This is a genomic window from Variovorax sp. V15, assembly GCF_041154425.1.
Classification (GTDB): Bacteria; Pseudomonadota; Gammaproteobacteria; order Burkholderiales; family Burkholderiaceae_C; genus Variovorax; species Variovorax guangxiensis.
In genome coordinates, this window is sequence record NZ_AP028659.1 from 5291034 (window position 1) to 5309709 (window position 18676).

General features: G+C 68.1%; 21 protein-coding genes. 13 read left to right on the plus strand and 8 right to left on the minus strand.

Annotation, left to right across the window (positions count from 1 at the left end):
- Window positions 1-10: 10 nt before the first annotated feature.
- From ACAM57_RS25270 to ACAM57_RS25295, 6 genes are all read right to left on the minus strand, one after another.
- Window positions 11-499 (minus strand): tripartite tricarboxylate transporter TctB family protein, encoded by a 489-nt coding sequence (locus ACAM57_RS25270; protein WP_019654302.1) that lies wholly within the window; start codon window positions 497-499, stop codon window positions 11-13.
- Window positions 500-635: 136 nt separating this feature from the next.
- Window positions 636-2432, minus strand: coding sequence for a GspE/PulE family protein (locus ACAM57_RS25275; protein ID WP_126023099.1), 1797 nt, complete (start codon window positions 2430-2432; stop codon window positions 636-638).
- A gap of 16 nt (window positions 2433-2448) precedes the next feature.
- Complete coding sequence (locus ACAM57_RS25280; protein ID WP_369659373.1) at window positions 2449-3225, minus strand: spermidine synthase; 777 nt, start codon at window positions 3223-3225, stop codon at window positions 2449-2451.
- A gap of 12 nt (window positions 3226-3237) precedes the next feature.
- Window positions 3238-3771 (minus strand): DNA-deoxyinosine glycosylase, encoded by a 534-nt coding sequence (locus ACAM57_RS25285; RefSeq protein WP_126023097.1) that lies wholly within the window; start codon window positions 3769-3771, stop codon window positions 3238-3240.
- A gap of 100 nt (window positions 3772-3871) precedes the next feature.
- Window positions 3872-4291 carry a hypothetical protein gene (locus ACAM57_RS25290; RefSeq protein ID WP_126023096.1) on the minus strand — a complete coding sequence of 140 codons (420 nt, stop codon included), beginning with the start codon at window positions 4289-4291 and terminating at the stop codon, window positions 3872-3874.
- Between the two features lie 132 nt (window positions 4292-4423).
- A complete protein-coding gene (locus tag ACAM57_RS25295; RefSeq protein WP_369659374.1) occupies window positions 4424-5284 on the minus strand; it encodes a TatD family hydrolase in 861 nt (286 codons plus the stop codon).
- A 97-nt stretch (window positions 5285-5381) separates the two neighbouring features.
- Here ACAM57_RS25295 and ACAM57_RS25300 point away from each other — a divergent pair, with 97 nt between their 5' ends.
- From ACAM57_RS25300 to ACAM57_RS25315, 4 genes are read left to right on the plus strand one after another with little or no spacing between them, the layout of a single operon-like run.
- Window positions 5382-6392, plus strand: coding sequence for a S1C family serine protease (locus tag ACAM57_RS25300; RefSeq protein WP_184635263.1), 1011 nt, complete (start codon window positions 5382-5384; stop codon window positions 6390-6392).
- 44 nt (window positions 6393-6436) lie between these two features.
- Window positions 6437-7456 (plus strand): MoxR family ATPase, encoded by a 1020-nt coding sequence (locus tag ACAM57_RS25305; protein ID WP_126023093.1) that lies wholly within the window; start codon window positions 6437-6439, stop codon window positions 7454-7456.
- Window positions 7437-8426, plus strand: a complete 990-nt coding sequence (locus ACAM57_RS25310) for a DUF58 domain-containing protein (protein ID WP_369659375.1) — start codon at window positions 7437-7439, stop codon at window positions 8424-8426. The genes ACAM57_RS25305 and ACAM57_RS25310 overlap by 20 nt, the downstream gene beginning before the upstream one ends.
- Entirely contained in the window at window positions 8423-9460 is a 1038-nt protein-coding gene (locus ACAM57_RS25315; protein ID WP_126023091.1) for a VWA domain-containing protein, read from the plus strand. Before ACAM57_RS25310 ends, ACAM57_RS25315 begins: the two co-directional genes overlap by 4 nt.
- On the opposite strand, the gene ACAM57_RS25320 is transcribed toward ACAM57_RS25315, so the two are convergent.
- Together ACAM57_RS25320 and ACAM57_RS25325 are read right to left on the minus strand one after the other, a co-directional pair.
- Window positions 9444-10082 carry a TetR/AcrR family transcriptional regulator gene (locus tag ACAM57_RS25320; RefSeq protein ID WP_126023090.1) on the minus strand — a complete coding sequence of 213 codons (639 nt, stop codon included), beginning with the start codon at window positions 10080-10082 and terminating at the stop codon, window positions 9444-9446. The genes ACAM57_RS25315 and ACAM57_RS25320 overlap by 17 nt on opposite strands.
- Before the next feature lie 73 nt (window positions 10083-10155).
- Window positions 10156-10758 (minus strand): phenylacetic acid degradation protein PaaY, encoded by a 603-nt coding sequence (locus ACAM57_RS25325; protein ID WP_369659376.1) that lies wholly within the window; start codon window positions 10756-10758, stop codon window positions 10156-10158.
- Window positions 10759-10926: 168 nt separating this feature from the next.
- On the opposite strand from ACAM57_RS25325, the gene ACAM57_RS25330 reads away from it, so the two are divergent.
- The 9 genes from ACAM57_RS25330 (at window position 10927) to ACAM57_RS25370 (ending at window position 18591) form a co-directional block, all read left to right on the plus strand.
- Window positions 10927-11730: an enoyl-CoA hydratase-related protein gene (locus ACAM57_RS25330; protein ID WP_369659377.1), complete on the plus strand. Its 804-nt coding sequence runs from the start codon at window positions 10927-10929 to the stop codon at window positions 11728-11730.
- A 4-nt stretch (window positions 11731-11734) separates the two neighbouring features.
- The gene (gene paaI, locus ACAM57_RS25335) at window positions 11735-12199 is read left to right on the plus strand and encodes a hydroxyphenylacetyl-CoA thioesterase PaaI (protein ID WP_184635257.1); all 465 of its coding nucleotides are present in this window, start codon (window positions 11735-11737) and stop codon (window positions 12197-12199) included.
- 13 nt (window positions 12200-12212) lie between these two features.
- Window positions 12213-13523: a phenylacetate--CoA ligase PaaK gene (paaK, locus tag ACAM57_RS25340; RefSeq protein WP_184635255.1), complete on the plus strand. Its 1311-nt coding sequence runs from the start codon at window positions 12213-12215 to the stop codon at window positions 13521-13523.
- Between the two features lie 38 nt (window positions 13524-13561).
- Window positions 13562-14572: a 1,2-phenylacetyl-CoA epoxidase subunit PaaA gene (paaA, locus tag ACAM57_RS25345; protein ID WP_369659378.1), complete on the plus strand. Its 1011-nt coding sequence runs from the start codon at window positions 13562-13564 to the stop codon at window positions 14570-14572.
- Entirely contained in the window at window positions 14569-14865 is a 297-nt protein-coding gene (gene paaB, locus ACAM57_RS25350; protein WP_126023084.1) for a 1,2-phenylacetyl-CoA epoxidase subunit PaaB, read from the plus strand. The genes paaA and paaB overlap by 4 nt, the downstream gene beginning before the upstream one ends.
- A 10-nt stretch (window positions 14866-14875) precedes the next feature.
- On the plus strand, window positions 14876-15655 hold the full coding sequence (gene paaC, locus ACAM57_RS25355) for a 1,2-phenylacetyl-CoA epoxidase subunit PaaC (protein ID WP_369659379.1): 780 nt from the start codon (window positions 14876-14878) through the stop codon (window positions 15653-15655).
- On the plus strand, window positions 15649-16176 hold the full coding sequence (paaD, locus tag ACAM57_RS25360; protein WP_369659380.1) for a 1,2-phenylacetyl-CoA epoxidase subunit PaaD: 528 nt from the start codon (window positions 15649-15651) through the stop codon (window positions 16174-16176). Before paaC ends, paaD begins: the two co-directional genes overlap by 7 nt.
- A gap of 13 nt (window positions 16177-16189) precedes the next feature.
- Window positions 16190-17275, plus strand: a complete 1086-nt coding sequence (gene paaE / locus ACAM57_RS25365; protein ID WP_369659381.1) for a 1,2-phenylacetyl-CoA epoxidase subunit PaaE — start codon at window positions 16190-16192, stop codon at window positions 17273-17275.
- 170 nt (window positions 17276-17445) lie between these two features.
- Window positions 17446-18591 (plus strand): ABC transporter substrate-binding protein, encoded by a 1146-nt coding sequence (locus ACAM57_RS25370; protein WP_184635247.1) that lies wholly within the window; start codon window positions 17446-17448, stop codon window positions 18589-18591.
- The last annotated feature ends 85 nt before the right edge of the window (window positions 18592-18676 follow it).

Sequence of the window (18676 nt, forward strand, 5' to 3'; positions counted from 1 at the left end):
GGCTTTCTTCTCAACCGGTGATGAAGGTCGGCCAGACCTGGATCTGGAGCTTGAGCGCCCAGATGAAGGCAACGTAGCTGCCGACGGCCAGCACGGTGGCCAGGATCAGCACGCTGGGCAGCTTGAACTCGTGGCCCGCGAGGCTGGAGATGATCACCAGCGCGTAGATGGCGATGATCATGCCCATGGCCGGAACGCCGATGCTCGGCAGGCCGCCGAGCAGCACGCCGAAGGCGAGGTTGGCGCCGAGAATGAACACCACCTGCTTCCAGGCCCACTTGCCGATCTTCTCGCCGTCGGTGGTCTCGACGCTGAGCCCGGTGAACATGATCCCGAGGCCGATGAGGGCCATCAGGATGCCGAGCATCAACGGGAAGTAACCCGGTCCCATCCGGGCCCCGGTGCCCACGGTGTAGGTGGTGGCGCCCCATGCGAACGCCACGCCCACCACCGTGAACATCAGACCCGAGAAAAAGTCTTTCTGACTCTTGATCTTCACGAACAGTCTCCTCGAACAAATTTCGATGCGGGATTGTCGAGTCAGCTTCCGGTCAGGCCGATGTGGATTCCACTAACCAAAGTCTTAGGGATAACCCGGGAGCATCAGTCGCTCCCGGGGCTGGAACCGGGGCGGATCATTCCAGCGGAGGCGTGGCGCTCAGCACCTCTTCGATGGTGGTCACGCCCTCGGCCACGCGCAGCGCGCCGGCCAGCCGCAGCGGCCGCATGCCGTCGATCACGGCCTGGCGGCGCAGCCCGGCGAGGTTGGGCTCCTTCGTGACCTGGCTCTTGAACGGCTCGCTGACGCTCAGCAGTTCGTACAGCCCCATGCGGCCCATGTAGCCGGTCATGCGGCAGTCGACGCAGCCCACCGGCTTGTAGGCGCGCACCGAGCCGGTGATCTGCCAGGGCTTGACGATGGCCTCGAGCTTCTCGCGGGTGACGGTGTCGTCGGGCTGCTTGCAGTTGGGGCACAGCGTGCGCACGAGGCGCTGGGCGAGCACGCCCAGCATCACGGCGTTGATGAGGTACGAGGGCACGCCCAGTTCCATCAGCCGCGTGATGGCGCTCGGCGCGTCGTTGGTGTGCAGCGTGCTGAACACGAGGTGGCCGGTGAGCGCGGCCTGCACCGCCATCTCGGCGGTGGCGAGGTCGCGGATCTCGCCGACCATGATGATGTCCGGGTCCTGCCGCATCAGCGCGCGCAGGCCCTCGGTGAAGCCGAAGTCGAGCTGCGGCTGCACCTGCGTCTGGTTGAAGGAGGTCTCGATCATTTCGATCGGGTCCTCCACCGTGCTCACGTTGACCTCTTCCGTCGCCACGCGCTTGAGGGTGGAGTACAGCGTGGTGGTCTTGCCCGAGCCCGTGGGCCCGGTCACCAGGATGATGCCGTTGGGGCGCGTGACGAGCTGTTCCCAGCGCTGCGCGTCGTGCTGCGCGAAGCCCAGCGCGTCGAGGTCCTTCACCGCGGTGTCGGGGTCGAAGATCCGCATCACCATCTTCTCGCCGAAGGCGGTCGGCAGCGTCGACAGGCGCATTTCGATCTCGTCGCCGCGCATGTTGCGGGTCTTGATGCGGCCGTCCAGCGGACGGCGCTTCTCGACCACGTCCATGCGGCCCAGCAGCTTGATGCGCGCGACCATCGCGTTCATCACGCCCATGGGCATCTGGTAGGCCGGATGCAGGATGCCGTCGATGCGGAAACGGATCACGCCCTGCTCGCGGCGCGGCTCCAGGTGGATGTCGCTTGCGCGCTGGTCGAAGGCGTACTGCCACAGCCAGTCGACCACCTGCACCACGCTCTGGTCGTTGGCGTCGAGCTGCTTGTTGCTCTTGCCGAGCTCCACCAGCTGCTCGAAGCTCGTGGTGCTGGCATTGCCGCCGGCCTTCTGGGCGGCGCGCACCGATTTCGCGAGCGCGAAGAACTCGGCCGTGTAGCGCTGGATGTCGGCCGGGTTGGCGACCACGCGCCGCACCGAGCGACGCGCCTGCCGCTCGACCTCGGCGATCCAGTCGGTGAGGAAGGGCTCGGCCGTGGCCACCACCACCTCGTTGGGCAGCACCTGCACCGGCAGCACCTTGTGGCGCTCGGCATATGCGGCGCTCATGGTGTCGGCCACCTTGCCCACGTCGACCTTGAGCGGATCGATGCGCAGGTAGGAGAGGCCCGCGCGGCCCGCGAGCCATTGCGTGAGCATTTCGAGGTCGAGCGGCTTGTTGTCGCTCTCGCGCGTCATGGCGACGTTGGCCAGCCGCACCAGCGGCGCCTGGCGGCTCTCGGCCTGTGCGCAGCGGGCGATGGTGCGCTTGGCCTCGTGCGGGGAAATCACGCCATCGGCGGCGAGCCATTCGATCAGGCGGCGCAGGTCGAGCGGGCCTTCGTGGCGCGCGGCCAGCGGGGCGGGGGCGGAAGCAGCGGGTACAGCGCTCATGTGCCGTGGGTCGGGTTCAGGTTCGGGTGAGTGTCGGATTCTGCGGCTTGAAGACCCGCAGCCATTTGGGTGCGGGCAAGCCCCAGCGAGTCTGGATCGTTTGGGCGCGCTCGGCAAGCGCCTCGCGCTTCGGGCGGCTCGGCGTGCGCTGCGCGAGGACCACCGTGTTGCCTTCGCGCGTCGGCTTGAAGGCCCAGACGGCATCGGCGCCGAAGGCGGAGGAAATCTTCTCGAGGCTGCGCTCGTAGCTCGACGAGCGGCCGAAGAGATTGACCGTCATGCAGCCGTCTTCCGTGAGCAGCGCGCGGCAGTCGGCATAGAAGTCTTCGCTGTCGAGCACCGGCGCGGCGGCCTCGTGGTCGTACAGGTCGACCTGCAGCGCGTCGACCGTGCCATGCCACTCGGGCTTGCGGATCTCGGCCGCGGCATCGGCGATCACCACGCGCAGCTTCAGATCGTCCGGCGGCAGCTTGAACCAGCCGCGGCAGGCCGACACCACCTGCGGATTGAGCTCGATCGCGGTGGTGCGCATGCGCAGGATCTTGCGGCTGAACTTGGTCAGCGTGGCCGCGCCCAGGCCGAGCTGCATGGCATGGCGGCCGGCCACGCTCTTGGGGTCGGCGAAGAGCAGCCAGGCCATCATGCGCTGCACGTACTCGAGCTCGATCTCGAAGGGCGCATCGAGCTTCATCGAGCCCTGGACCCATTCGGTGCCCAGGTGCAGATAGCGGATGTCGCCCCAGTCGGAAAAGTTGACTTCAGGGAGGGAAACAGGAGTTTTGCTCGATGCCATCGATGCAGCGGGTCAGGCGACTAGTTTGTGGGCAGCCAGCACTTCGCGCCAGGCCGCGAGCTTGCGCTCGAAGCTCCACGACGCATTGGCGGGGCTGGTGGAAGGCAGCTGGTAGACCGGCACGCCCAGCGCGCGCGTGTGGCGCGCATGCTTGAAGCTCTCGCCGCCGTTGTGCGCGATGGCCGCGAGCTTCGGCAGGTGCAGGCCGGCGATGTCGTTGGCCACGGGCGCGCGGATGGCCGAGTCGAGGCTGCCCTCGCGCTCGCAGGACGCATACACGTCCCACACGCCCAGGCCGCGGTCGAGCAGCCACCGGCAGCGCGGCCCGTAGCTGTCGGCGCCCGAGGGCAAGGGGATGTCGGGCCACACGGCTTGCAGGATCTTCCAGAACTGGTTTTGGGGGTGTGCATAGTACTGCTGCCGCTCGAGCGACTTCACTCCCGGAAAGCTGCCCAGGATCAGGACGACGGTGGCCGGCGAGACGATGGGCGCGAGCCCGGTGAGCAACGGGCTCGCGGCGGCCGTGGATGCGGCGGAGGGGTTCATGGTCGGCAATCGTGCCACTGTCGGGCGAGTGCCCCGTGCGCCCATGAAAAAACCCGCCGAAGCGGGTTCTTTCGCGAAATCCGGAAGGTTCCGGAACTGTTTACTTCTTGGCGGCTTCGTTCTCGGCCGTGCCGGGGATCTTCTCGCCGATCGCCTTGCCGGTGGAACGCATGCCGTCGGCCGTCTTGTGGCCGGCGTTCTCGACGGCATCGCCGGTCTTCGCGGCGGCGTTCTTGGTGGCGTTGGTTGCCTTCTTGGTGGTGCGCTTGGTCGCGTTCCAGGCCTTCTTGGAGCCGCGCTCGGTAGCGTTCACGGCCTTCTTGGTGGTGCTCTTGGTCGCGTCCCAGGCCTTCTCCGCGCCGCGCTCGGTGGCGTTCACCGCATCCTTGCCGGCTTCCTTCACCTTCTCGGTGGTGGATGGCTCGGTGGTGGCTGCGGTCTGCGCAACGGCCGACAGGCCGATGGATGCCAGCGCCAGGGCGACGACGACGGGAACGGTACGAACAAAGGACTTGGTCATGAAAGAACTCCTTTTTTGAGTGAAGTATGGGAGTGACGGATGTGCCACTGCACAACCAACGCCACTTCGAACTTCAAGGATGACAGCAAAAACGGGCCCTTGGCACGCCCGGACGCAACTCGGGGCATCGGCCTACGCGAGGGGTTTCCGGCCATCCGACACGGACAGCAGACTTTGGAGCTTCGGCAGCGCCGCGACCGCGTTGCGAGTGGTCGCTTCGGCCAGCGCATCGATGCCGATGCCCCGCAGATCGGCCACCACCTCGGCGATGCGCGGCAGCTCGGCCGGCTCGTTGCGCCCCTGCGGCTCGCCGGCATCGCGCTGGGCCTGCGTGCGGTAGATCCAGTGCGGCTGGATGTCGGGCGCGTCGGTCTCCATCACGATCGATTCCATCGGCAGCGTGGAGGCCAGCCGCCGAAGCTGCAGGGCGCGCTCGAAGGTCACCGCGCCGCCGAAGCCGAGCTTGAGCCCGAGCTCGATGCACGCGCCGGCCTGCTGCCCGCTGCCGTTGAAAGCGTGCGCGATGCCCTGCCACGGCCGCCCGCCCGCCGTCTGCCGCAGGTGCTTGAGCACCTTGTCGACCGAGCGCCGCACGTGGATGAGCACGGGTAACCCGTGCTTGCGTGCCAGTTGCAACTGAGTGTGAAAAAACCGCTCCTGCTTTTCGCCGTCGAGCCCTTCGACGAAGTAGTCCAGGCCGATCTCGCCGACCGCCACCAGCCTCGGGTCGTCGCGCCGGGCGGTCAGTTCGGCGTCGAGCGCTTCCAGGTCCTCGTCCTTCGCCTCGCCGGTGCACAGCGGGTGGATGCCCAGCGCATAGGCATCGCCCTGCGCGTGGGCCAGCTCGCGCACGGTGGCGAAGTTGAAGACGGCCACGGCCGGGATCACGCACATCGCCACCCCCCGCTCGGCGGCATGGGCGCGCAGCACCGGCATCTCCGCACCGAATTCGGGCGCGTCCAGATGACAGTGGGTATCGATGAAGGTAGCCATCGCGCGATGATGCCCGATGGGATGCGCAGGCGCGGAAAGCGTGCTACTGTGAACTCCTCTACACGCGATTGCGATTTTTTAAGCCGGAGGTACTCCGATGCGCAGGCCCGCTTTCTACAGCCGTTCGCCCCGCACGCAGCCACCGGCCGCAGACGAGGCGGCCGAACGGGCGGATGCGCCGGCATCGCCCGAGACGGCCGGCGCGGGCTCCCTACCTCCCGAAACTCCTGTCAGGAAAGCAGGCTGGCAGCCCGGACGCCGCAGCTTCGCGCTGCTCGTCATGCTCTCGGCCGCGATGGTCGCCGGCGCCGTGCTCTGGGCGCCGCGCCCTGGCACCAAGGTTCTCACCCAGAAAGACATCGACGCGGCCGTGCTGCGCACGCTGCAGACCAACACCCTGCCCTCGCCCGCGGCCAAGGCGGCCGACATCATCCGGCCCTCGGTGGTGCGGGTGGTGAGCTACGGCGAGGAGAAGAACACGCCCGAGGCCAAGACCCAGAAGCGCGGGCGCAACATGGCCAAGGGCAAGCCGCCCGAGGCGCCCAACGACGGCGGCGCGCCGGGCGAGTTCGAGCGCGGCGTGGGCACGGGGGTGGTGATCGTCGACAAGGGCGTGATCCTCACCAACCTGCACGTGGTCGCCGGCGCCGACAAGATCAAGGTCACCTTCTACGACGGCCTGGAGGCGCCCGCCACCATCACCGGCGTGCAGCCCGAGAACGACCTCGCGGTGCTGCAGGCGCAGAAGATTCCCGACGACCTGATCCCCGCCACCATGCGCTCCACCGCCGACCTGCGCCCCGGCGACCAGGTGGCGGCCGTGGGCTTTCCCTTCGGCATCGGGCCCTCGGTGTCGGCCGGCGTGGTGTCGGGGCTGAAGCGCTCGTTCCGCTCGCCCGAGGGCAAGCAGGAACTGGGCAACCTGATCCAGTTCGACGCGGCCGCCAACCCCGGCAATTCGGGCGGACCGCTGATCAACATGGATGGCGAGGTGCTCGGCATCGTCACCGCCATCCTCAATCCGACGCAGCAGCGCACCTTCATCGGCATCGGCTTCGCGGTGCCCATCGAGAACGCGGCCTCGGCCGCGGGTTCACCGCCGTTCTGAACGATCTTCTTTCTTCTCTTCCCTTCCTCTCGAAAGCCCTTCGCATGAGCACAGCAGAGACCACCGCCAACCCCACGCCGGCCGGGACGGCCGAACTGATGGAGCAGATCCTCTACGAGGTGAAGCGCGTGGTCGTCGGGCAGGACCGCTTCCTGGAGCGCGTGATGGTCGCCATGCTCGCAGGCGGGCACCTGCTGGTCGAAGGCGTGCCGGGTCTGGCGAAAACGCTCACGGTGAAGACGCTGGCCGACACGGTGCGCGGCCAGTTCAAGCGCATCCAGTTCACGCCCGACCTCGTGCCCGCCGACCTGGTGGGCACGCGCATCTACAACCAGAAGACCGGCGACTTCAGCACCTCGCTGGGCCCGGTGTTCGCCAACCTGCTGCTGGCAGACGAAATCAACCGCGCGCCGGCCAAGGTGCAGAGCGCGCTGCTCGAGGTGATGCAGGAGCGCCAGGTCACCATTGCCGGCGAGACGCACCGCGTGCCGCGCCCCTTCCTGGTGATGGCCACGCAGAACCCCATCGAGACCGAGGGCACCTACCCGCTGCCCGAGGCGCAGGTCGACCGCTTCATGATGAAGGTGCTGGTCGACTACCCGAGCGACGAGGAAGAATTCGTCATCGTCCAGCGCGTGATCGGCCCGCCGGTCAGCGCCACGCCGGTCGCCACCACCGAGCAGCTCGCGGCGTTGCAGGCCGAGGCGCGGCGCGTGTATGTCGACCCGTCGCTCATCCAATATGCGGTGAAGCTGGTGTCCGCCACGCGCACGCCCGAGAAGCACGGACTGAAGGACCTGCATCGCTTCATCACCTTCGGCGCCAGCCCGCGCGCCAGCATCAGCCTGACCGAGGGCGCGCGCGCCCTGGCGCTGCTGCGCGGCCGCAGCTACGCGCTGCCGGAAGACATGACGGCGCTGGTGCCCGACGTGCTTCGCCATCGCGTGACGCTTTCCTACGAAGGCTTGTCCGAAGGCCTGACGCCGGACAGCCTGGTCGAGAAGATCATGCGCGCAGTACCCGCTCCTCCCAAGCCGCTCGAACATGAAAAGCTGGTGGCGTAAGGCCTCCGCGGCCGCCAACGACGACCGGCTCGCCATCGAAGCCGGCGGGGCGGAACGCGCGCTGCGCCGGCTCGAGTGGACCGTGATCCGCCGCCTCGACGGCCTGCTGCAGGGCGACTACCGCACGCTGATGCGCGGCACCGGGCTCGACCTGGCCGACCTGCGCGAATACCAGCACCACGACGACGTGCGCCACATCGACTGGAACGTCACGGCGCGGCTGCAGACGCCGCATGTGCGCGTGTTCACCGAAGACCGCGAGATGGCCGCGTGGTTCGTGCTCGACCTGAGCCGCTCGGTCGACTTCGGCTCGGGCCTGAAAGCCAAGCGCGAGATCTCGGCGGGCTTCGTCGGCGTGCTGGCGCGGCTGCTCACGCGGCACGGCAACCGGGTGGGCGCGCTGGTCTACGGCAGCGATCTCGAAGCGGTGATCCCACCGCGCAGCGGGCGGCGCCATGTGCTGCACCTGCTGCACGCGATGGAAAAGCGCGCCGGAAAGGCCGGCGCCGAGCCCGCACAGAAAGGCATGACGCGGCTGGCCGACCTGCTCAAGTCGGCCGCCACCCTGATGCCGCGGCGCTCCACCGTGTTCGTGGTGTCCGACTTCCTGAGCGAACCCGGCTGGGAACGCCCGCTGGGCCAATTGGTGCAGCGCCACGAGGTGGTCGCGGTGCGCCTGTTCGATCCGCTCGAGTTGGAGTTGCCCGACCTCGGCCTGGTGCCGCTGCGCGACGCCGAGACCGGCGAGCAGCTGTGGGTCGATACCCACGACGCGGGCTTCCGCAAGCGCTTCGCCCGGCTGGCGGCCGAGCGCGAGAACACATTGCGCGAGGCGCTGGCCCGGGCCGGTGTCGACGCGCTCGAACTCTCGACCGATGACGACCTTGTGGAAGCCATCGTCCGTTTCGCCGATTTGCGCAAGCGCCGCGCGCGCATCGGCCAGGCTGGCCTGAAGGCGGTGGCAGCATGACTTTTCTCTGGCCTCAATTCCTCTGGCTGCTGGCGGCGCTGCCGCTGCTGATCCTGCTCTACCTCTGGCTGCTGCGGCGCAAGAAGAAGCTGGCGGTGCGCTACGCCAGCCTGTCGATCGTGCGCGAGGCCATGGGCGCCGGGCAGAGCGTGCGGCGGCACCTGCCGCCCCTGCTGTTCCTGCTGGCCATGGCCGCGATGCTCGTGGCCGCGGCGCGGCCCATGGCGGTGGTGGTGCTGCCGTCGAACCAGCAGACCATCATCCTGGCGATGGACGTATCGGGCAGCATGCGCGCGGCCGACGTGCAGCCCAACCGGCTGGTGGCGGCGCAGGAGGCGGCCAAGAGCTTCATCAAGGACCTGCCGCGCACCGTGAAGGTGGGCATCGTCGCCTTCGCGGGCAGCGCGCAGGTGGCGCAGTTGCCCACCACCAACCATGAAGACCTGGTGACCGCCATCGACAGCTTCCAGCTGCAGCGCGCCACCGCCACCGGCAACGCCATCGTGGTGTCGCTGGCCACGCTGTTCCCCGACGCGGGCATCGACGTCGAGCAGTTCAGCTCGCCCAGCCGCCAGCGCGGTGCGGCCATCGACCAGAACGAGAAGAAGCTCAAGGAGTTCACGCCGGTGGCGCCGGGCTCGTTCACCTCGGCCGCGGTCATCATGCTGACCGACGGCCAGCGCACCACCGGCGTCGACCCGCTCGATGCGGCCAAGGCGGCCGCCGACCGCGGCGTGCGCATCTACACGGTGGGCGTGGGCACGGTGGACGGCGAGACCATCGGCTTCGAAGGCTGGTCGATGCGCGTGCGGCTCGACGAGGACACGCTCAAGGCCATCGCCAACAAGACCAACGCCGAATACTTCTACGCCGGCACCGCGAACGACCTGAAGAAGGTCTACGAGACGCTGAGCTCCAAGCTCACGGTGGAGAAGAAGGAAACCGAAATTTCCGCGCTCTTCGCGCTGGGCGCGGCCGTGCTTACGCTGCTGTCGGCCGGGCTCTCGCTGCTCTGGTTCAACCGGATTCTCTAGCGCCGCGGGGGGCCGCCGGCGCCTCGGGCGACTTCACCGCCCCGATGCCGCCGAGGAACAGGTCGGCCACGATCGGCGCGATGGCCGCGTGGTCGAGCCGGCCGTCGGGCTTCATCCAGGTGAACATCCAGTTGATCATGCCGAAGAGCAGCATGGTCAGCGGCTTGGCGAGGTCGTCGCTGGGCGCGCCGGGGCGCAGCGCCGACACCGCGCGCGCGAAGCCCGCGACCACCTCGCGTTCCTTGTCGAGCACGCGCTCGCGGTCGGCCTCTTCGAGAAAGCGCACGTCGTCGGTCAGCACGCGGTGCGCGTCCTGGGCGCCGGCGTATTCCTCGACGATGCGGTAGATGAAGCGGCGCAGGCGCTCCTCGTCGGTGTGCGTCGAGGCTTCTTCCTCGGCCACCAGCGCCGCGAGCTTGGACACGTGCGTTTCCGCGATGCTGATGAGCAGACTGCTCTTGTCCTTGTAGTAGTGGTAGAGCGTGGCCTTCGAGAGGCCGCAGGCCTCGGCCACCTGGTTCATCGAGGTGGCAGGGTAGCCGCTGCGCGCGAACAGCTGGGCGGCCTGCGCGAGGATGAATTCACGCTGGTCCTCGTAGGTGGCGGATCTTCCACGCGGCATCGGTTCGTGTTCCTGGGTTCTTCGGTGTTGGGGTTGAAGGCAACGCGCGATCTTGCCCGAAGCTCGGCGAGGTTCAGCCGCGCTTCGTCGCGATGAGCGAACGCACGTCGGTGGCCGGCAGGCTCGGGCGGTTCTTCTCCACGCTGGAAAGCGGCTCCACCTCGCGCAGGCTCGCGAGGCTGCGCACCGTGAGCGCCTGGTAGGTCTGGGTGCCTTCGAGCTTCCAGGCGATCTCTTCCTCGCTCAGCTCGCGCTTGACCTTTGCCGGAATGCCGGCGCTCAGCGTGCGCGCCGGCACCTTCATGCCGGCCGGCACGAAGGCGCACGCGGCGACGATGGCTTTCTCGCCGATCTCGGCCTCGTCCATCACCACCGCGTTCATGCCCACCAGCGCGTCGCGCCGCACGATGCAGCTGTGCAGGATCGCGCCGTGCCCGATGTGGCCGTTGACCTCGACGACCGTGTCGTTGTCGGGAAAGCCGTGGATGCAGCAGTGGTCCTGCACGTTGGAGCCCTCCTCCAGCACGATGCGGCCGAAGTCGCCGCGCAGGCTGGCACACGGGCCCACGTAGCAGTTGGCGCCGACGATCACGTCGCCGATCAGCACGGCCGTGGGATGCACGTAGGCGCTTGGATCGACGACCGGGATCACGCCGTCGATGGAATAGCTGGGCATTCGCTCTGTCTCCTTGTCTTGCCTTGGCTGGCTTTCGGCGCGCTCTCAGGGTTTGCCCTGATCGAGCCGCCTTGTGCCGCCATCGAGGTCGATCCTAAAATCAACCGAACGGTCGGTCAATAGTGTTTGCACGCCGGCCCGTACCCATAAGGATGAAAGAGACAAGCGATGACTGAGCCTTTGGTACTCACCAGCAACGCCGGTGCCGTCCGCACGCTGAGCCTGAACCGGCCGGCTGCTCTCAACAGCTTCACGACGCAATTGCATGAGGCGCTGATGGCCGAGCTGGAAGCCGCGGCATCCGACGAGAGCGTGCGCTGCGTGGTGCTCACGGGTGCAGGCCGCGCCTTCTGCGCGGGGCAGGACCTGGCCGACCCGTCTGTTGCGCCCGACACCACGCCCGGCGCCGCGCCCAAGGATTTGGGCCATGTCATCTCCACCTGGTACGCCCCGCTCGTCGCGCGCCTGCGTTCGATGCCGGTGCCGGTCGTCGCCGCCGTCAACGGCGTGGCCGCCGGCGCGGGCGCCAACCTGGCGCTGTGCTGCGACATCGTGGTGGCCGCGCGTTCCGCCAGCTTCATCCAGGCCTTCACCAAGATCGGCCTCGTGCCCGACACCGGCGGCACCTGGCTGCTGCCGCGCCTCGTGGGCTCGGCACGCGCGCTGGGCATCGCGATGCTCGGCGACAAGCTGCCCGCCGAGGAAGCCGCGCGCATCGGCCTGATCTGGCAGTGCGTGGACGACGCAGCGCTCGCCGAAACGGCGGCCGCCCTCGCATCGAAGCTCGCCGGCATGCCCACGCGCGCCCTCGTCGCCACCCGCGAGGCCATGGCCGCCGCGCAGCACATGGACCTGGGCGCGGCGCTGGCCGAGGAAGCCCGCATCCAGCGCGAGATGGGCAACGCCAATGACTACCGCGAAGGCGTGGAAGCCTTCCGCGCCAAGCGCGCGCCCGTCTTCAAGGACCGCTGAAGCCATGACCGACAACAACCAGCAACGCACGCCCCAGCAGACGGCCGAGTACGTCCGCGACGGCATGTTCGCCAACGACAACGCCAGCAAGGGCCTGGGCATGCGCATCGTGGAGGTCGGCCCCGGCCAGGCCACCATCGAGATGCGCGTGCGCCCCGACATGCTCAACGGCCACGCCATCTGCCACGGCGGCTTCATGGCCACGCTTGCTGATTCGACCTTCGCCTTCGCCTGCAACTCGTACGACGAGCTGACCGTGGCCTCGGGCTTTGCCATCGACTTCATCGCCCCCGCGCGCGAGGGCGACGTGCTCACCGCGCGCTGCCACGAGGTATCGAAGGCCGGGCGCACCGGCGTGTACGACACCGAAATCACCAACCAGCGCGGCGAGCGCGTCGCGATCTTCCGCGGCCGCTCCTACACCGCCAAGGGCCGCCCGGCCGTTCCGCCCGCCGCAGCAGCCGCCTGAGGAGACAACACCCATGACAGTCAAACGCCCCGCCCCCGGCGAGCTCGAGCCCATCGAAACCGCCAGCCGCGACGAGATCGCCGCGCTGCAGCTCGCCCGCCTGCGCACCACGCTGCAGCGCGCCTACGACAACGTGCCGCACTACCGCCGCGCCTTCGACGCCAAGGGCGTGCACCCCGACGACCTGAAGTCGCTGGCCGACCTGTCGAAGTTCCCGTTCACGGTGAAGAGCGACCTGCGCGACAACTACCCCTTCGGCATGTTCGCCGTGCCGCGCGAGAAGGTCGCGCGCATCCACGCCTCTTCCGGTACCACCGGCAAGCCGACCGTGGTGGGCTACACGCTGCAGGACATCGACACTTGGGCCGACCTCGTCGCCCGCTCCATCCGCGCCGCGGGCGGCCGTCCCGGCGACATGGTGCACGTGTCGTACGGCTACGGCCTGTTCACCGGCGGCCTGGGCGCGCACTACGGCGCCGAGCGCGCGGGCTGCACCGTCATCCCCATGTCGGGCGGCCAGACCGAGAAGCAGGTGCAGCTCATCCAGGACTTCAAGCCGAACATCATCATGGTCACGCCCAGCTACATGCAGGTGATCATCGAGCAGTTCGAGCGCCAGGGGCTCGACGCGAAGGAGAGCTCGCTCAAGGTAGGCATCTTCGGCGCCGAGCCGTGGACCGAAGCCATGCGCCGCGACATCGAGGCCAGGGCCGGCATCGACGCGGTCGACATCTACGGCCTCAGCGAAGTGATGGGCCCGGGCGTGGCCAGCGAATGCGTGGAGAGCAAGGACGGCCCCGTGATCTGGGAAGACCACTTCTACCCCGAGATCATCGACCCCGAGACCGGCGAGCTGAAGGCCGACGGCGAGGAAGGCGAGCTCGTCTTCACCTCGCTGAGCAAGGAGGCCATGCCCATCGTGCGCTACCGCACGCGCGACCTCACGCGCCTGTTGCCGCCCACCTCGCGCTCGTTCCGCCGCATGGGCAAGATCGTCGGGCGCAGCGACGACATGATGATCATCCGCGGCGTCAACGTCTTCCCCACGCAGGTGGAGGAGATCGTGCTCGCGCACCAGGCGCTCTCGGGCCTCTACCAGGTGCACGTGAGCCGCGCCGACAAGCTCGACCAGGTCGAGATCCACTGCGAGCTCAAGCCCGCGGATGTCGCATCGGCCGACCGCGCCGCCATCGGCGACTGGCTGCAGCACCGCGTGAAGACGCTCATCGGCATCTCCACCCGCGTGGTGGTGCACGGCCCCGACGAGATGGAACGCACCCAGACCGGCAAGGCGCGCCGCGTGATCGACACACGCCCGCGCTGACACAAGCCACTTCCAACACCGACCGAAAGGACACGCACATGTACACCCAGGCAATGGACACCATGGGCAAGGACGCGGGCGACGGCAAGCAGAAGGCCGTGCGCTCCGCAGAGGAGATGCAGCTCGAGGAGCGCTTCGACGCGCACATCGACGCCGGCGACTTCATCGAGGCGAAGGACTGGATGCCCGAGCACTACCGCAAGACGCTGGTGCGCCAGATCAGCCAGCACGCGCACTCGGAAATCGTCGGCATGCTGCCCGAGGGCAACTGGATCAGCCGCGCGCCCACGCTCAAGCGCAAGGCCATCCTGCTGGCCAAGGTGCAGGACGAGGGCGGCCACGGCCTCTACCTGTATGCCGCGGCCGAGACGCTGGGCACCTCGCGCGACCAGATGTTCGAGGCGCTGCACAGCGGCAAGGCCAAGTACAGCTCGATCTTCAACTACCCCACGCTGACCTGGGCCGACATGGGCACCATCGGCTGGCTGGTGGACGGCGCGGCCATCATGAACCAGGTGCCGATCTGCCGCTGCTCGTACGCGCCGTATGCGCGCGCCATGATCCGCATCTGCCGCGAGGAGAGCTTCCACCAGCGCCAGGGCTACGAGTCGCTGCTGACCATGATGACCCACGGCACCGAGGCGCAGAAGGCCATGGTGCAGGACGCGGTCAACCGCTGGTGGTGGCCCTCGATCATGATGTTCGGCCCGCCGGACGACCAGTCGCCCAACAGCGCGCAGTCGATGCGCTGGGGCATCAAGCGCTTCAGCAACGACGAGCTGCGCCAGAAGTTCGTCGACGCCACCGTGGAGCAGGCCCGCATCCTCGGCGTGACCCTGCCCGACCCCGACCTCAAGTGGAACGAAGAGCGCCAGGCGCACGACTTCGGCGCCATCGACTGGAGCGAGTTCTGGCGCGTGATCGGCGGCGACGGCCCCTGCAACCGCGAACGCCTGCAGGCCCGCGTCGACGCCTGGGAAGACGGCGCATGGGTGCGCGAAGCCGCGCTGGCCCACGCCAACAAACAACCTATGAAGGAGGCGGCATGACCGTCGAACAGAAGCAAGAGTGGCCCCTGTGGGAAGTGTTCGTGCGCAGCAAGGCCGGCCTGGACCACAAGCACTGCGGCAGCCTGCACGCCGCCGACCCGAAGATGGCGATCCAGATGGCGCGCGACGTGTACACCCGCCGCCAGGAAGGCAGCAGCATCTGGGTGGTGCGCTCCGACCAGATCGTGGCCAGCGACCCGGGCGACAAGGACATGTTCTTCGATCCGGCCGAGGACAAGGTGTACCGCCACCCGACCTTCTACGCGCTGCCCAAGTCGGTCGACCACATGTGAGCGCCGCCCCATGCAAGCATCGATCGAACTGAACCGCACGCCCGCCGTGCAATACCTGCTGCGCATCGGAGACACCTGCCTGGTGCTCGCGCAGCGCCTGGGCGAATGGTGCGGCCACGCGCCCGTGCTGGAGGAAGACATCGCGATGGCCAACATCGCGCTCGACCTCGTCGGCCAGGCCCGCGCGCTGCTCACGCACGCCGGCAAGCTCGAGGGCGAGGGCCGCGAGCACGACGAGGACCAGCTCGCCTACCTGCGCGACGAGCGCGACTACTTCAACCTCACCATCGCCGAACTGCCGCGCGGCGACTTCGCCTTCGCCGTGGTGCGCAACACCATGGTGTCCACGCTGCTGAAGCTGCTGTGGCAGCGCCTGGCCGCATCGAACGACCCCGAGGTGGCCGCCATCGCCGGCAAGGCGCTGAAGGAAGCGCGCTACCACCAGCAGCACTCGGGCGACTGGGTGGTGCGGCTGGGCGACGGCACCGAGGAATCGCGCCGCCGCACCGAGAAGGCGCTGAAGCAACTGTGGCTCTACATGCCCGAGCTGTTCTTCAGCGACGAAGTGGATGCCGCCGCCAGCGCGAGCGGCCTCGGCCCGGCGTGGAGCGAGCTGCGCGAGCCCTGGCTCGCCGAGATGCAGCAGGTGCTGGACGCCGCCGGCCTCGCCATGCCCAAGGAAGCCGCCTTCCGCAGCACCGGCAAGCACGGCGTGCACAGCGAGCACATGGGCTACATCCTCGCGGAGATGCAGCACCTGCAGCGCACCTTCCCCGGAGGCGTGTGGTGAACGCCCTGGCCTCGCGCGTCGATGCCGCATGGGCGGTGCTGCACACCGTGCCCGACCCCGAGGTGCCGGCCGTGTCGGTCTGCGACCTCGGCATCGTGCGCGACGTGATCGAGCACGACGACGGCCTGGAGATCGTGCTCACGCCCACCTACTCCGGCTGCCCCGCCACCGAGGCCATCGAGCACGACGTGCTGGCCGCCGTCGAGCAGGCCGGCCTGGGCCGCGCCCGCGCCACGCTGCGACGCGCGCCCGCATGGAGCAGCGACTGGATCAGCGACGAGGGCCGCGCCAAGCTCAAGGCCTACGGCATCGCCCCGCCCGCGCACCTGAACGCCGAGCAGGCCGCCAACACCGCCATGCCGATCAGGCTCTTCGGCCGCATCGCCGGCGAGCGCATCGCCTGCCCGCGCTGCGCGAGCGAGCGCACCGAGCGGCTGTCGGCCTTCGGCTCCACCGCCTGCAAGGCCCTGTACCGCTGCATGGCGTGCAAGGAGCCTTTCGAACACTTCAAACCCATCTGAGACTTCCCCCGCGATGAGTACCCTCTTCCATCCCCTGCGCGTGAAGGCCATCGAGCCCGACACGGCCGAGGCCGTCATCGTCTCCTTCGAGGTGCCGGCCGACCTGCAGCAGGTCTTCGGCTTCACGCAGGGCCAGTACCTCACGCTGCGCCACGAGATCGACGGCCAGGATCTGCGCCGCTCCTATTCGATCTGCGCCGGCCTCGACGACGGCGAACTGCGCGTCGGCGTGCGCAAGGTGCGCGGCGGCGTGTTCTCCAACTGGATCAACGCGAGCCTGAAGCCCGGCGACACGCTGCAGGTGATGGCGCCGCAGGGCCGCTTCTTCGTGCCCATCGAGCCGGGCTCGGCGCGCCATCACGTCGGCATTGCCGGTGGCAGCGGCATCACGCCCATCCTGTCGATCATGAAGACGGTGCTCGCGCGCGAGCCGCACAGCCGCTTCACGCTGATCTACGGCAACCGCCAGCTGCAGTCCACGATGTTCAAGGAAGAAATAGAGGACCTGAAGAACCGCTACATGACGCGCCTCGTGCTGCAGCATGTGTTCTCCGACGAGCACACCGATTCGCCGTTGGGCTTCGGCGTGATGAACCGCGAGAAGATCGGCGAGTTCCTCGCGAGCGTGGTGCCGGCCGCGGCCATCGACCATGTGTACGTGTGTGGCCCCTTCCAGATGAACGACGAAGCCGAGGCCGCGCTGCTGGCGGCCGGCGTGCCAGAAGACCGCATCCACATCGAGCGCTTCGGCGTCGCCCTGCCCTCGGCCACGCAGGTGGGCGCGGTGGTGCACGAGGCGCAGCCGGGCGACGCGAAGCAGGCGCGCATCGTCATCGTGCGCGACGGGCTGCAGCGCGAGATCACCTTCACCGAAGGGCAGCCCAGCATCCTCGATGCGGCATCGGCCGCGGGGCTCGAGGTGCCGTTCTCATGCACCTCGGGCGTGTGCGGCACCTGCCGCGCGAAGTGCGTGGACGGGGAAGTCCGCATGGAAAGAAACTTCGCGCTCGACAAGAATGAAGTCGCCGCGGGTTTCGTACTGACCTGCCAGGCGCACCCCCTTACCGAACGCGTCACGCTGTCGTTCGACGAGCGCTGAAAGATGAACCCACCCCCGAATCTCCGCGCACTTCGTGTCGCTCCGGATCCCCCCTCAAGGGGGCGCACCCGGTGGCCCGGCAAAGCCGGTTCCACGGGTGCCCTGAAAAAGACACCTGCAACGGAGATACTTCAGGCCTCAATCGATTTTCAACCCGGAGACAAAGCAACATGAAATTCTTCAAGCCCCTGCTGACCGCCGCCCTGTGCGCCACGGCCCTCGCGGCCTGGGCCGACGTCAACGTCGGCGTGACCATCTCGGCCACCGGCCCGGCAGCCTCGCTGGGCATCCCCGAGAAGAACACCATCTCGCTGATGCCCAAGACGATCGGCGGGCAGAAGATCAACTACATCGTGCTTGACGACGCCTCCGACACCACCGCGGCCGTCAACAACACGCGCAAGCTCATCGCCGAGAACAAGGTCGACGTGATCCTGGGCTCGACCACCACGCCGGCCTCGCTCGCCATGATCGACGTGGCCGCCGAGGCGCAGACGCCGATGATCTCGGTGGCCGCGTCGGCGCGCATCATCGAGCCGATGGACGCCAAGAAGAAGTGGGTGTTCAAGACGCCGCAGAACGACATCATGATGTCGCTGGCCATCGCCGAGCACATGGCCGCCAATGGCGTGAAGACCGTCGCCTTCATCGGCTTCTCCGACGCTTACGGCGAAGGCTGGTCGCAGGAGTTCGCCAAGGCCGCCGACCTGAAGAAGATCAAGATCGTGGCCAACGAACGCTATGCCCGCACCGACACCTCGGTGACAGGCCAGGCCCTGAAGATCATGGCCGCCAAGCCCGACGCGGTGCTGGTCGCCGGCTCCGGCACGCCGGCCGCGCTGCCTCAGAAGACGCTGAAGGAACGCGGCTACACCGGCAAGATGTACCAGACCCACGGCGTGGCCAACGCCGACTTCCTGCGCGTGGGCGGCAAGGACGTGGAAGGCACCTTCCTGCCCGCAGGCCCGGTGCTCGTGGCCGACCAACTGCCCGCCAGCAACCCGGTGAAGAAGTCCGCGCTCGCCTATGTGTCCGCCTATGAAGCCGCCTACGGCAAGGGCTCGGTCTCTACCTTCGGCGGCCACGCCTGGGACGCCGGCCTGCTGATGAGCTCGGCCGTGCCCGTCGCGCTGAAGAAGGCCCAGCCCGGCACGCCCGAGTTCCGTGCCGCACTGCGCGACGCGCTGGAGCAGACCAAGGAAGTGGCCGGCGCGCACGGTGTGTTCAACATGACCGCACAGGACCACCTGGGCCTGGACCAGCGCGCACGCGTCATGGTCAAGATCGAGAACGGCGCCTGGAAATACCAACCATAAGCTCGCCCCCAGGCTCCGCGCACTTCGTGTCGCTTCTCCCACCCCCTACCGGGGGCAACACCAGAGGCCCGGCAAAGCCGGTTCC